At 62.8% G+C, this 12,536-nt stretch carries 12 protein-coding genes; 3 read left to right on the top strand and 9 right to left on the bottom strand.

The genetic code is table 11. The features are described 5' to 3' along the window. Positions 1-11: 11 nt before the first annotated feature. On the bottom strand, positions 12-848 hold the full coding sequence (locus GCM43_RS02140) for an IclR family transcriptional regulator (RefSeq protein ID WP_152241840.1): 837 nt from the start codon (positions 846-848) through the stop codon (positions 12-14). A 298-nt stretch (positions 849-1,146) separates the two neighbouring features. Beyond that, the gene (locus tag GCM43_RS02135) at positions 1,147-1,515 is read right to left on the bottom strand and encodes a flagellar basal body protein (RefSeq protein ID WP_152241839.1); all 369 of its coding nucleotides are present in this window, start codon (positions 1,513-1,515) and stop codon (positions 1,147-1,149) included. Positions 1,516-1,939: 424 nt separating this feature from the next. On the opposite strand from GCM43_RS02135, the gene GCM43_RS02130 reads away from it, so the two are divergent. Continuing rightward, the gene (locus tag GCM43_RS02130) at positions 1,940-3,124 is read left to right on the top strand and encodes a dienelactone hydrolase family protein (protein ID WP_226929274.1); all 1,185 of its coding nucleotides are present in this window, start codon (positions 1,940-1,942) and stop codon (positions 3,122-3,124) included. Positions 3,125-3,235: 111 nt separating this feature from the next. Continuing rightward, positions 3,236-4,828 (top strand): NYN domain-containing protein, encoded by a 1,593-nt coding sequence (locus tag GCM43_RS02125; protein ID WP_152241838.1) that lies wholly within the window; start codon positions 3,236-3,238, stop codon positions 4,826-4,828. Positions 4,829-4,842: 14 nt separating this feature from the next. On the opposite strand, the gene GCM43_RS02120 is transcribed toward GCM43_RS02125, so the two are convergent. Further along, a complete protein-coding gene (locus GCM43_RS02120; protein ID WP_152241837.1) occupies positions 4,843-5,337 on the bottom strand; it encodes an NMCC_0638 family (lipo)protein in 495 nt (164 codons plus the stop codon). Positions 5,338-5,457: 120 nt separating this feature from the next. Beyond that, positions 5,458-7,260: a methyl-accepting chemotaxis protein gene (locus tag GCM43_RS02115; RefSeq protein WP_152241836.1), complete on the bottom strand. Its 1,803-nt coding sequence runs from the start codon at positions 7,258-7,260 to the stop codon at positions 5,458-5,460. Between the two features lie 76 nt (positions 7,261-7,336). On the opposite strand from GCM43_RS02115, the gene GCM43_RS02110 reads away from it, so the two are divergent. Beyond that, positions 7,337-7,597 (top strand): hypothetical protein, encoded by a 261-nt coding sequence (locus tag GCM43_RS02110; protein WP_152241835.1) that lies wholly within the window; start codon positions 7,337-7,339, stop codon positions 7,595-7,597. 124 nt (positions 7,598-7,721) lie between these two features. On the opposite strand, the gene GCM43_RS02105 is transcribed toward GCM43_RS02110, so the two are convergent. From GCM43_RS02105 to GCM43_RS02085, 5 genes are read right to left on the bottom strand one after another with little or no spacing between them, the layout of a single operon-like run. Then, positions 7,722-8,456: an ABC transporter ATP-binding protein gene (locus tag GCM43_RS02105; RefSeq protein WP_152241834.1), complete on the bottom strand. Its 735-nt coding sequence runs from the start codon at positions 8,454-8,456 to the stop codon at positions 7,722-7,724. Positions 8,457-8,466: 10 nt separating this feature from the next. Further along, positions 8,467-9,291 carry an ABC transporter permease gene (locus GCM43_RS02100; protein WP_152241833.1) on the bottom strand — a complete coding sequence of 275 codons (825 nt, stop codon included), beginning with the start codon at positions 9,289-9,291 and terminating at the stop codon, positions 8,467-8,469. 3 nt (positions 9,292-9,294) lie between these two features. Further along, on the bottom strand, positions 9,295-10,287 hold the full coding sequence (locus GCM43_RS02095) for an aliphatic sulfonate ABC transporter substrate-binding protein (RefSeq protein ID WP_152241832.1): 993 nt from the start codon (positions 10,285-10,287) through the stop codon (positions 9,295-9,297). 15 nt (positions 10,288-10,302) lie between these two features. Next, positions 10,303-11,691: an LLM class flavin-dependent oxidoreductase gene (locus GCM43_RS02090; RefSeq protein ID WP_152241831.1), complete on the bottom strand. Its 1,389-nt coding sequence runs from the start codon at positions 11,689-11,691 to the stop codon at positions 10,303-10,305. Then, a complete protein-coding gene (locus GCM43_RS02085) occupies positions 11,691-12,518 on the bottom strand; it encodes a MetQ/NlpA family ABC transporter substrate-binding protein (protein ID WP_152241830.1) in 828 nt (275 codons plus the stop codon). The genes GCM43_RS02090 and GCM43_RS02085 overlap by 1 nt, the downstream gene beginning before the upstream one ends. Positions 12,519-12,536 lie beyond the last annotated feature (18 nt).

Genomic DNA, 12,536 nt, shown 5'->3' with positions numbered 1-12,536 from the left:
GCGCGGCCGGCCTAGGTGCGGCCCATATTGGTTTCGATGTTCTTCACCAGTGCCGCCAGCCGGGGGCCCAGATCGGTTTCCAGCTTGTCGCGCGACAGCAAAAAGGCCGGGCCGCCGCAATTGAAGGCCAGCACCTGTTCGCCATCGAGGCCCAGCAGCGGCACGCCCACGGCATGCACGTCGCTCTGCCATTCGCCGGCCGAGATGCAGAAACCGCGATCCTGGTAATCCTTGAGCGCCTGCTCGACGCCGGCGCGGATCTGCGGCCAGCGCTCGGCATCGTGCGTGCGCGCATGGTCCAGCAGGTAATCGCGTTCGCCTTGCGGCAGGATGCACAGCAGTGCCTTGCCCATGGCGGTGGTCATCAAAGGGATGCGCGAGCCGACATCGAGCCGCAAGGTGACGTTGGCGCTGCTGCGGCAGCTTTCCACGTACACCATGCTGTGGCGGTCGCGCGCGCCCATCGACACGGATGCCTGCGCATGTTCGGCCAGTTCCTCCATCAGCGGGCGCGCCAGCTTGCGCACATCGAGGTTCGACAGCATGCGGTAACCGAGCGCCAGCACGCCGGCGCCCAACTGGTATTTGCCCAGATTGTCCGAATAACCGAGATAACCGAGTTTGGTCAGGGTATAGGTCAGGCGCGAGATGGTCGGCTTGGGAATCGCCGTGCGCCGCGCCATCTCGGCATTCGACAGATACACCTCGCCCGGCCGGAAACAGCGCAGCACTTCCAGCCCGCGCGCCAGTGCGTTGACGAACTGGCGGTCACGGCTTTCCTCGTCGTCGGCAAAGACCACGATTTCGGGATCGGTGGCGCTGAGGCTGGGGGCGATCTGCGTTCGCATTGGTGCGTTCCTTGACTGTTCTTGCCGGCCAGTGTGCCCAGCATGCACAGGCATGTCAATCGTTTTGCGGAACATTATTTCGCACAGCAAAATATGTGGCGCGGCACCAATGGCAGCGCGCGCAGCCCAGAGTCAGGCCGTCTCGCCTGTTGTGCAAGGTTGAAGATTTAATCGGATGGAAAATACGCCGGGGCGCAGCATTTGCAGTAATCGATGCCAGCTGCGACGGTGGGCAAACGCCGCAAGGCCTTCAGGCGAAGGCGACTGTCTTATCGATAGTGAGACAGGAAAAAGTGCTTCAGCTGCGTACGTCGATCAGGCTGCCCAAGGCCTGGTCGGCAGCTTTCACGACATTGGCCGACAGATTGAAACCGGCTTTGTAGACCAGCGTATCGGTCAGTTCGCCGGCCAGGCCCACGCTGCTCGGGCGCTGCTCGGCCACCGTGTTTTGAGCTGCCTGGGCGCCCGTGTTTTCCTGCGCCGACAGACGGCGCCCTTCGACGGACAGCGTAACGCCACTGCCGGCCGGGCTGCTTTCCTGGAAGCGCGCCGACTGCGGCTGGTAGCCTGGCGTATTGACGTTGGCGACATTATTGGCGGCCACGTCGAGCGCGCGCTGGTTGGCGGTCAGGCCGGCGGTGCCGGTAGTAAGGGCAGTAATCGACATAATCGCTCCTTGCTGGTCGTGGCGTTCAGTTAATCTGTCCGACGCATTTAAAAGCTTAAAAACGCAAAGGCGGGCCGGAGACGCGAGTCTGAGAAAATGCCGATGGCGGCGTTGCAGCTCCTCGCCGTACTGGCGTACTGTCTTCGTCGCTGCGCCTTGCCCTCGACATTTTTCAGCCTCGCTTGGCCCGATAAGCCTGTTCAAGCAATTGAGACTTAATCTATTTTGCAGGTTGGCTGGTCGAGCTGGGATGCTAACTGAACGGTATTAGCTCCTTGCTAGCCTCCTTAGTTTACTCTTTCTGGCCAGCGCCGTGGTTGGTGTGCGGCGACACTGTTGCGGGCGCTGACTATATTATCGATGGCGGGCGATTTCTGTTGTTGTCGCGCCATGTGATGCCTAGACTGGATGGCTGCATTCTTTCATGTTCCCGATGGAGGCCGTTATCTTGCGCACGATCCTGCTCCTGCTGGCTGCATTTGCCATGTCCATGACCGGCCATGCGCTGGCCGATAACGCCACGTTCGACCCGCCGCTCGACGCACGCCTCAACGAACAGGTAGTCATGGTGCCCGCTGGCGAAGGACTGCGCGACCGGCTGGAAACCACTATCTTCAAGCCCGACGGCCGCGGGCCGTTCCCGCTGCTGCTGATGAACCATGGCAAGCAGCCTGGTCCGTCAAAACAGCAAAAGCGCGAGCGTTTTGTTTATCTGGCCATTGAATTCGTGCGGCGCGGTTATGCAGTGATGGTGCCGATGCGCACCGGCTACGGCCAGTCGACGGGCGACTACCGCGACCGCGGCTGCGACATGACGGCCAGCGCTTTTGGCCAGGCGCGCGACTTGCGCGATGTGCTCGAGTATGCGCGCAGCCAGAGCTGGGTCGATGCGCAGCGCATGGTCGTCGCTGGCCAGTCGTATGGTGGCATGGCGGTGCTGGCGCTGGCCACCTCGTCAGAACCTGGCGTGCGTGCGGTCCTCAATTTTTCCGGCGGCCTGCGCTACGACAATTCGCCGTGCGATTGGCAGGCTACGCTGACCAAGGCGTTTGGCCTGCTGGGCAAATACAACCATATTCCCACCTTGTGGTTGTATGGCGCCAACGACTCGTATTTTGCGCCGCCGCTGGTGGCGCAATGGCACCAGGCCTTCGTGGGTGCGGGCGGCCACGCCAGGCTGGTCGACTATGGCGCCTTCAAGCGCGATGCGCATCTGACCGTCGGCAGCCGCGACGGCGTGGCCTATTGGTTGCCGCCCACCCTGACTTTTTTGCGCAGCATGGCCATGCCGGTCAAGCCGATAGTCGAGATTGGCGAGCCGCCAGCGCTGCCGGCCACCGGCTTTGCCGCGCAAACCGATGTTGACGCCGTGCCTTATCTGACCGAACGTGGACGCGCCGCCTACAAGGTATTCCTGGGCCGGTTGCAGCCGCGCGCGTTTGCGCTGTCGGCCAGCGGCGCCTGGGGCTGGGCGGAAGAGGGCGAAAGCCCGGACCTGCGCGCGCTGGCGTCATGCCAGCAACTGAGCAGCGTGCCGTGCCAGCTGTATGCGGTCGATGAAAATGTGGTCTGGACCGGTGCCGGCGCCGCTGCCGGCAGCCACGATTAGGCTGCTGCGCACAATAGTTATCGCCGAAACAGCCGCTGCGCGCATATACTAGGCAAAAAAAACGGCAGCAATGCTGCCGTTCCGCCCTTATTATCAGCGAGAATCATCTTTATGGCGTCATCCCCCGAAAACCTCAGCATGGCCGTGTTTTGCGATTTTGAAAACGTCGCGCTTGGCGTGCGAGACGCAAATTACGAAAAATTCGATATCAAACCGATCCTCGAGCGCTTGCTGCTCAAGGGCAGCATCGTGGTCAAGAAATCCTATTGCGACTGGGACCGCTACAAAAGCTTCAAGGGCCCGATGCATGAAGCGAACTTCGAACTGATTGAAATTCCCCATGTGCGCCAGTCTGGCAAGAATTCGGCCGATATCCGCCTGGTGGTTGATGCGCTCGACCTGTGCTACACCAAGGCGCATGTCAACACCTTCGTCATTATCAGCGGCGACTCCGACTTTTCGCCACTGGTGTCGAAACTGCGCGAGAACGCCAAGCAGGTGATCGGCGTGGGCGTCAAGCAGTCGACCTCGGATCTGCTGGTAGCCAACTGCGACGAATTCATTTTCTACGATGACCTGGTGCGCGAGAGCCGCCGCTCGGCCGCCAAGCGCGACCCGCGCGAAGCACCGGCTGCCAAGCGTACGCCGGACGAAGAAGTGCGCCGCAAGGAAAAATACGAGTCGCGCAAGACCGAGGCGATCGAGATGGCCGTGGCCACCTTCGACGCGCTGGTATCCGAACGCGGCGACACCGGCAAGATCTGGGCCTCGATGCTGAAAGAAGCGATCAAGCGCCGCAAGCCCGATTTCAGCGAGTCCTATTACGGTTTCCGCACCTTCGGCAACCTGCTGGAAGAAGCACAGGCGCGCGGCCTGCTTGAATTTGGCCGCGATGAAAAATCGGGCGCCTATGTCTATCGCAGCAGCGGACTGGTACCGCTTGCTGCAGACAACGCCAGTGTGCCAGCCAGCGAAGTGACTTCGCCGGTGGCCAGCGATAGCGCCTTGCCGGAAGAGGGCAGCCGCGAGAACGGCAGCCGCCGTGGTGGCCGCAACGAGGGACGCAATGAGGGCCGCAACGAAGGTCGCAACGGCCGCAACGGCCGCAAGCAAAATGACCTGCGCCGCAACGACGCGAATGCACCGGCCTTTGTACCGGTAGCCGATGAGGCGCTGGCCCAAGAAGCCGAAACGCTGCCGCAACCGCCGGTAGAAGTAACTGAACTGGCCGACGTGATCGAAGCGGCAGTGATTGCGCAGCCGCCAGCAGTCGACAATGGCAAGGGCCGTGGCAATCGCCGCAATGGCCGCGGCGGGCGCAATGGGCGTGCTGCCGACAGCGCCGACCTGGCGCCGGCGGTCGTGCCGGTGGCCGCGCCGGTGGCTGACGTCGTGGTCGAAACAGCGCCGGTGGCTGAACCAGTAGTGGAAGTGACCGCACCAGTTGCTGTTGCCGAGGCGCCAGCCAAGCCCAAGGCCAAGCCGCGCACGCCGGCACGCAAGGCGGCAGCAGCGAAAAAGCCGGCTCGCCAGGCCGAAGAAGCGTCTGCTGTGGAAGCTGCGCCAGTTCCGGTCACTGTGCAGGAAGCGCCGGTCGCGCCAGCGTCAGAACCGGTGGAGGTGACCGAGGCAGCGCCAGCCAAGCCTGCGCGCAAGCCTGCAACGCGTCGTCCTGCACGCAAGAAGACAGAATCGGCAGAGTAAGGCGATCGTTGTCTTTATCTGAGCTGCATTGAGATGGCAATGTTGTATTTGCCGGGCCGTTTGTAGGCACTGAAAATCCAGTCTGCAAAGGGGCGTGTCGGCAGTGTCAGATGGTAGACCGTGCCAGTGACATCGGGATCACGGTTCATCGTCTCCTCGCTGACCTTGAAGAGCGTTGAAGGTGGCGGCAACGCCTTTTTCAACTGCTCTTGCAAGGCAGCCTGATCGTTTGTATGGGCATACACCGTACACAGGCCATCGCGCTCCAGAACGATGGCCATTTTTTCGCCTGTATAGGCTGCGCCAGCCGCTCCTTCGCGCAGCAGCGCCTGTTTTTGCTCCGCGCTGGCCGGAACAAAGCCGAGCTTGCGTGCAATCGCCTCGCCGCTATCCTGATCGCCCAGCGCGCCCATGCACACCCTGAAAAACCCATCGACCGCTTGCGTGTCCTGCGCTGCGGCGTCTGCCATGCAGATCATGCAAAGCGATGCCATGAAGATTGATTTCATCTGCGTCCTTTCAACTCGCCATTGGAGTGCATGCTATTGACCGAAGGTGATACCCGTCGAGCGTAGCAGGTGGCCGGGTTGAAAGTATGAGCAAGCGCAAGCTGCGGCTATCGAGGCGCGTCAGGCCTCCATCTTGAAGCCGCCGACGATCACCGCCAGATTGGTGGCCTGATCCTGCAGAGACTGCGCTGCTGCTGCCGCTTGCTCGACCAGCGCCGCATTTTGCTGGGTGTTCTGGTCCATATGCGTTATGGCGCGGTTGATTTCCTCGATGCCGGTGTTCTGTTCGGCGCTGGCACTGGCGATTTCGCTGACGATGGTACTGACGTTTTTGACGCTGCCGACGATTTCCAGCATGGTCTGGCCAGCCTTTTCCACCAGCACGCCGCCATCGGTAATCTTCGATACCGACGAATCGATCAAAGCCTTGATTTCCTTGGCTGCCTGGGCGCTGCGGTGCGCCAGGCTGCGCACTTCGCTGGCCACCACCGCAAAGCCACGCCCCTGTTCGCCGGCGCGCGCCGCTTCCACGGCCGCGTTCAAGGCCAGGATATTGGTCTGGAAAGCGATGCCGTCGATGACCCCGATAATGTCGACGATCTGGCGCGAAGACTGATTGATCGCTTCCATCGTGCTGACCACATCGCCGACCACTGCACCACCTGCCTCGGCGATGGTGGACGCATCGACCGCCAGGCGGTTGGCCTTGCGCGCGTTGTCGGCATTTTGCTTGACGGTCGATGTCAGCTCTTCCATCGCGGACGCGGTTTCCTCCAGCGCCCCGGCCTGCTGTTCGGTACGGCCCGACAAATCAAGATTGCCGCTGGCGATCTCCGCCGACGACACCTTGACGGCGTCGCTGGTGCGGCGAATTTCCAGCAGGATGGCGGTAATCTTGTGCACGAACACATTGAACGAGCGCGCGATCTGGCTTACTTCGTCCTCCCCATCTTCGGGCAGGCGCATGGTCAGGTCGCCGTTGCCGGAGCCGATGTTGTCCATCGCCGTGCGTACTTGCGACAGGCGGCGGAAAGCGGCTGTCGTGACCATGCCCAGTATCAGGGCAACGAGCGCCGCCACCAGCACGATGGCCACCAGCGCCGACTGCGTGGCACGGCGCATGCCGGCGTTGACATCGGCCTTGTCCATCGCCAGCATCAGGGTCCATTCTGTGCCTTTCACGGGCACACCCTGGATCAGCTTGGCCGCGCCGTTCAGCTGCAGTTCGGTCGTGGCGTCATTGCCAGCGAGCGCGGCAAGGCGTTCGGTCGTCAGATCCGGGTTCCAGTCTTTGGCCGGCTTGTTGATCCATTGGGCATCCGGGTGGGCCAGCATCATGCCGTCGCGGTCGACCAGGAAGGCAAAGCTGCCCGGAGTCGGGCGTACGGCCTTGACCACGTTGCTGACGCCATCGAGGAACATGGCTGCCGCCACCACGCCTTGCATTACGCCGTCCTGTTTGACCTGGGCCGTGAACGACACCATCGGCTTCTTGGTCAGCACATCGGTATAAGGCTTGGTCACCACCGGCGCGCCGGCCTTGACCGACTGCTGGTACCACGAGCGCCCGGTCGGATCATAGCCCGGCGGCAGGCCTTCCGGGTTGGACGTGAATGCCGTCTTGTCCTGCTTGCCGAACGTGGTGACGTAAAAACCCCCGCTCTTTTGCAGCTGCCTGATGACGAACACGGGGTCGGCCTGCAACACGCCTTCGGCAGCGGCGGCCGTCATGCTGGCCCTGGATGCCACCCATTCATTGATGGCGGAGGCATAGCCGTCGGCGATGGAGCGTGAATTTTGCTCGATGGCGTGGTCGTTGGAGGTCTTGACGATGACGTATGACACAGCGCCCACCAGGCAAAGGCTCAGCAGGAGCAGGGAAATACTGAAAAACAAAATGCGCGTTCTGATCGATGAAAACATGGTTATCTTCCCTGTTATTGTCTGTCTTGCTTTTTCGCCGCCCTGGCGGCAAAAAAGCACATTCCCAACCATGTAGTTGTCCAGCGTCGACGATGCAAACAGCAAACCGGATGGGTTTTCCTTGATCTCCGTCGTATCCACTGGGAAATTTATCGTACCGGATTTTGTCTGCCTGTCGAAGGCAGAAGCTGAAATTCTCGCTACCGAAACGACAGTTTGGTGTGCAATTGCAGGATATAGCTGCAATTCCGGACGGCTGGCCGCAGTTTATGCACGGCTCGGCGCGCCAGCTTCAACCGGATGGGCTGAGTGGGGCGAGATCGGCGTCAAGCCCTGAGCGCAAGGAACTACAGTGCATGCTGGCGATGGTGGAAAAAGGGGAAGCCGACAAGCCGGTCTATACGCTGCGGGGTGAGCGCTGATGGTAGCCAGGTGCGGGCAGGGTGCACCTGCCCGTTACTTCAGATCGCATGCGCCGCGTGCAAGTCCGCCAGGATCTGCTCCTTCAGCTGCGCCTGCGCAGCCGGGGCGCGTGTGCGTGGGCGCGGCTGGGGCACGTCGTAGTGGGCGCGCGGCGGGCCGGCGCGGGTGTCGAGCATGACGATGCGGTCGGCGAGGTACAGCGCTTCGTCAATATCGTGGGTGACCAGCAGTACCGTCAGGCCATGGCGGGCCGCGACACCAGCGAGCAGATCCTGCAGCTTCATGCGGGTAAACGCGTCGACGGCGGAGAACGGCTCGTCGAGCAGCAAAATGCGCGGCTGGCCGAACAGGCCGCGTGCGATGGCGGCGCGTTGGGCCTGGCCGCCGGACAGCTGGCGCGGCAGGAACTGCGCGAGGCCGGGCAGGCCGACTTCGTCGAGCAGCTGCGCCACGCGCGGATCGTGTTCGCCGCCGGGCCCCAACCCAAAGGCGATGTTCTGCGCCACCGTCAGCCACGGAAACAGGCGCGGCTCCTGGAAGATCAGGCCGATATCGGCGTGTACTCCATCAAGTACCTTGCCATCGAGCTGCAGCCTGCCGCGATAGTGGCTGTCAAGGCCGGCGATGATCGACAGCAGGCTGCTCTTGCCGCAGCCGCTGGCGCCGATCAGGCTGACGATTTCGCCCGGCTGCAGTTGCAGCTGCAGGTTATGCAGCACGCGGCGCGGACCATACGATTTTTCATGCACGTCGATCTGGAGCAGGGCAGGCATGGCTTCTCTTTCAGTCGGGTTGATAGCTGTCGCGCCAGGCCAGCGCTCGCTGTTCGACAATGCGCATCAGGCTGTCGCTGGCCTTGCCGAGCAATGCCAGCAGCACGATGGCAGCCAGCACGATATCGGCGCGGCTGGTTTCGCGCCCGTCGCTGAGCAAGTAGCCCAGGCCCTGGCTGGCCGCGATCAGTTCGGCCGCTACCATGAACATCCAGGCCAGGCTCAGGCCATTGCGCAGGCCCGTGAAAATCGATGGCAGGGCGGCCGGCAGCAGCACGCGCCGCGCCAGCGCGGGGGCGCTCAAACGGTACATGCGCGCCGCCTCGATCAGCTTGCGGTCCACGCCGCGTATGCCCGAGGCCACGCCCATGTAGACGGGAAAGAAGGCGCCGATACCGATCAGCACCAGCTTGGGCGCTTCGTCGATGCCCAGCCATAGCAGCAGCAAGGGCACCCAGGCCAGTGAAGGAATGGCGCGCAGCGCCTGGAAAGCCGGGTCGAGCAGCGCTTCGGCCGTACGGCTCAGGCCCACGGCAGCGCCGAGCACGATGGCCAGCAGCGCGCCTCCGGCAAAGCCGATGGCCACCCGCACGGCGCTGGCCAGCACATGGCCGCCCAAGCCCTGCTGCGCCAGCGCGCCGATGGTGGCGGCGATTTCGCTGGGGGCAGGCAGCAGGTTGCCCGGTATCAGGCCGCTGCGCACCCCCGCTTCGGCGCCCAGCAGCGCCAGCGCCGGCAGCAGCAGCCCCCAGGCGGCGCGCGGCAGGCGCCAGCGCAGGGCGGGGCGGCTGGCCTTGTGAGCCGGTGCATCGGCCGCGAGCGTGTCCCTGGCCATGGATTATCCCTTGCTAATGAATGGCACGGCAAAGCGCGTGTCGACCAGGTCGGCAATGGCGCGGTTGATATCGGCGCCGGGCTTGACCAGCGCTTCGTCCACCAGGATCGGTGCGGCTGCCTGCAGCGCCTTGACATGCTCGCTGGACGGTTGCGGGTTGCCAAAGTCGCTGCGCAGCTTGATCTGCAGCAGCGCCACCGGCAGGCTGACCTTGGCTTCTTCGGCCAGGATCTTTGCCGCTTCGGACGGATTGGCGCGCACCCACGCACGCGCCCGTTCGTAGGCCTGGATCACCTTGCCGGTTTCGGCCGGGCGAGCCGCAAGGAAATCCTCGCGCACGTTCAGAAAACCATAGGTATTGAAGGCCACGTTACGGTAGATCAGGCGCGAACCCGATTCCAGTTCGCTCGCTGCCATATGCGGGTCCAGGCCAGCCCAGGCGTCGACCTTGCCCTGTTCCAGCGCAGCGCGGCCATCGGCATGCTGCAGGCTCACGTGTTCGATATCGCTGCGTTTCAGGCCCGCCGTTTTCAGGGCGCGCAGCAAAAACAGATACGGGTCGGTACCCTTGGTGGCAGCCACCTTCTTGCCTTTCAGGTCAGCGATACTGCGGATCGGGCTGTCCTTGCGCACCACCAGCGCCGTCCATTCCGGCCGCGAGAAGATGTATGGCGCCCGGATCGGGTTGCCGTTGGCGCGCGCCAGCAGCGCGGCCAGGCCGGCGCTCGAACCGATATCGATGCTGTTGGCATTCAGGTATTCCAGCGCGCGGTTGCTGCCTGCGCTCAGTACCCATTTGATGCTGGTGCCATCGGCCTTGAACGCTTCTTCCAGCCAGCCGAAGCGGCGCAGCACCAAGCTGGTGGGCGAATAATAGGCGTAGTCGAGCCGCAGCTCCTTCAATGGCGTAGCTGCCTGCGCGGCGCGCGCCAGAGCAGGGAAGGCGGCGACAGCGGCACCGGCGGCGGCCAGCTTCAATACGGTTCTGCGTTTCATGTGGTCCTTGAAAGTTTATGCTGCCAGCGTGGCAGGGGTGTTGTCGATGCTGACCTGGCGTCCAGGGTGGCTGTCGGGCAGGCGCGGGCCCTGGCCAAACACTTTGTGGCGCAAGCTGCCTTGCTGATAACTGCTGCTGTAGCGGCCGCGCCGCTGCAGTTCGGGCACGATATGCGTGACCACATCGCGCATGCTGTCGTGGGCCACGGCAAAGGCCAGGTTGAAGCCGTCGATGCCGGTGTCATCCAGCCAGCTTTCAAGCTGATCGGCCACCTGGCGCGCATCGCCGACGATCACCGGGCCGCGCCCGCCCAGGCCGATATATTCGGCCGCCTCCCTGACCGTCCAGGTACGGTTCGGGTCGGCCTGGCTGAATGAGGCCAGCGCGGAGCGGCCGGCGTCCGAGTCGATATAGTCGATGGTGGCGTCGAGCGGATAAGCGCTGAAATCGACGCCGGTCCAGCCGGACAGCAGCACCAGCGCCGCCTCGATATCGATATGGCGCAGGTAGTCGGCATGCTTGGCGCGCGCTTCGGCTTCGGTCTCGCCAGTGATGATCAAGGCCTGCGCGTAGATCAGCAAGCTGTCGCCATCGCGCCCGGCGGCCTTGACAGCAGAGCGCAAGTCGTCGGCATAGCGCTTGACCACCGTTTTGCTGGGGCCACTGACAAAGGTGGCCTCCGCATGACGCGCAGCAAAGCGGGTGCCGCGTGGCGAGGTGCCAGCCTGGTACAGCAGCGGCGTGCGCTGCGGCGACGGTTCGCACAGGTGGATGCCCGGCACCTGGTAGTGGCGCCCGACATGGTTGATGGCATGCACGCGCGACGGCTCGGCATACACGCCGCGTGCCTTGTCGTTGACCACCGCGTCGTCGTCCCAGCTTTTTTCCCACAGCTTGTAGACCACATCGAGGTATTCGTCGGCCAGGTCATAGCGTTCGTCGTGGCCGAGCTGGCGCGTCTGGCCCAGGTTGCGCGCCGCGCTGTCGAGGTAGCCGGTGACGATATTCCAGCCAATGCGTCCGCCGGTCAGATGGTCGAGCGTGGAAATGCGTCGCGCGAACGTGTACGGATGCTCGTAGGTGAGAGCGCAGGTCACGCCGAAACCCAGGTGCGTTGTCGCCTGCGCCATGATCGGCACCAGCGCCAGTGGATCGTTGAGCGGCACCTGCACGCCATGCCTGAGCGCTGCATCCAGGCTGCCCTGGTAGACGTCATACACACCCAGCACGTCGGCCAGGAAGACGGCATCGAACAGGCCTTTTTCCAGCAGCTGCGCCAGCTCGGTCCAGTGCGACGCTTCGGTGTAATTGCTGCTGCGGTCGCGTTCATGCGTCCACAGCCCCGGCGACTGGTGGCCCACGGTGTTCATCTGGAAAGCGTTGAAGCGTATGGTTTTGGGCATTATTTTGATGCCGTCTGCAGGGATTGCTGATACTCCGGCTTCACATAGCCGGCAAAGTGCTTGTTGGTGACCTCCAGGAAAGCGCGCGAACGGTAGGCTGCCGCCAGGTCTTTGGCAAACTGTTTGTCCTTGTCGACCGTGCGCACTGCTACCAGGTTGATATAGTTAGGCGGGATTTTTTCGGCCACCAGCGCTTCGGTCAGTTTCAGGCCCGAAGCGAGCGCGAAGTTACCGTTGATGAACGAATAGTCGGTGTCGCCCAGCGAGCGTGGCAGCTGCGCCGCTTCCAGCGGCAGCAGCTTGATCTTTTTGAGATTGACGGCGATGTCTTTTTCCGAGGCGCGTACCGGGTCGACGTTATCGCGCAGCTTGACCCAGCCCAGCTGCTCGAGCAGCACCAGTGCGCGCGCCTGGTTGGTCGGATCGTTCGGCAGGCCCACGGTGGAGCCTTCTTTCACCTCGGCCAGCGATTTGTGCTTTTTGCTGTAGAGCGCAATCGGCGCGGTCGGCACCTGGATCAGTTCAGAGAGCGCCAGCTTGTGCTCAAGCGCGAATTTTTTCAGGTAGACGATATGCTGGAACACATTGGCGTCCAGCGATCCCTCTGCCAGCGCGAAATTGGGCTGGATATAGTCATTGAATTCAACGATCTTCACCTTGTAGCCCTGCTGCTCCAGTATCGGCTTGATACCCAGCTTGAGCTGGTCGGCATACGGCCCGGCGCTGGCGCCGATGGTAATGTCTTTCGGGTCTTTGGCCTGGGCCAGGGAGGTGGCAAGGGCAAAAGCAAGTGTGCTCAGGATCAGGGTGCGGCGTGCGATGGTCATGGTTGTATCTCGGTGAGG

Source organism: Janthinobacterium aquaticum (genome assembly GCF_009208565.1).
GTDB lineage: Bacteria > Pseudomonadota > Gammaproteobacteria > Burkholderiales > Burkholderiaceae_D > Janthinobacterium.
Note: the sequence above shows the minus strand (reverse complement) of the source record. Positions and strands in the feature narration are given on the sequence as shown.

Bases quoted from the DNA above. Each gene is read 5' to 3' on its own strand.
- GCM43_RS02140 (WP_152241840.1), bottom strand. From the start codon at position 848: ATGCGAACGCAGATCGCCCCCAGCCTCAGCGCCACCGATCCCGAAATC.
- GCM43_RS02135 (WP_152241839.1), bottom strand. From the start codon at position 1,515: ATGTCGATTACTGCCCTTACTACCGGCACCGCCGGCCTGACCGCCAAC.
- GCM43_RS02130 (WP_226929274.1), top strand. From the start codon at position 1,940: ATGTTCCCGATGGAGGCCGTTATCTTGCGCACGATCCTGCTCCTGCTG.
- GCM43_RS02125 (WP_152241838.1), top strand. From the start codon at position 3,236: ATGGCGTCATCCCCCGAAAACCTCAGCATGGCCGTGTTTTGCGATTTT.
- GCM43_RS02120 (WP_152241837.1), bottom strand. From the start codon at position 5,337: ATGAAATCAATCTTCATGGCATCGCTTTGCATGATCTGCATGGCAGAC.
- GCM43_RS02115 (WP_152241836.1), bottom strand. From the start codon at position 7,260: ATGTTTTCATCGATCAGAACGCGCATTTTGTTTTTCAGTATTTCCCTG.
- GCM43_RS02105 (WP_152241834.1), bottom strand. From the start codon at position 8,456: ATGCCTGCCCTGCTCCAGATCGACGTGCATGAAAAATCGTATGGTCCG.
- GCM43_RS02100 (WP_152241833.1), bottom strand. From the start codon at position 9,291: ATGGCCAGGGACACGCTCGCGGCCGATGCACCGGCTCACAAGGCCAGC.
- GCM43_RS02095 (WP_152241832.1), bottom strand. From the start codon at position 10,287: ATGAAACGCAGAACCGTATTGAAGCTGGCCGCCGCCGGTGCCGCTGTC.
- GCM43_RS02090 (WP_152241831.1), bottom strand. From the start codon at position 11,691: ATGCCCAAAACCATACGCTTCAACGCTTTCCAGATGAACACCGTGGGC.
- GCM43_RS02085 (WP_152241830.1), bottom strand. From the start codon at position 12,518: ATGACCATCGCACGCCGCACCCTGATCCTGAGCACACTTGCTTTTGCC.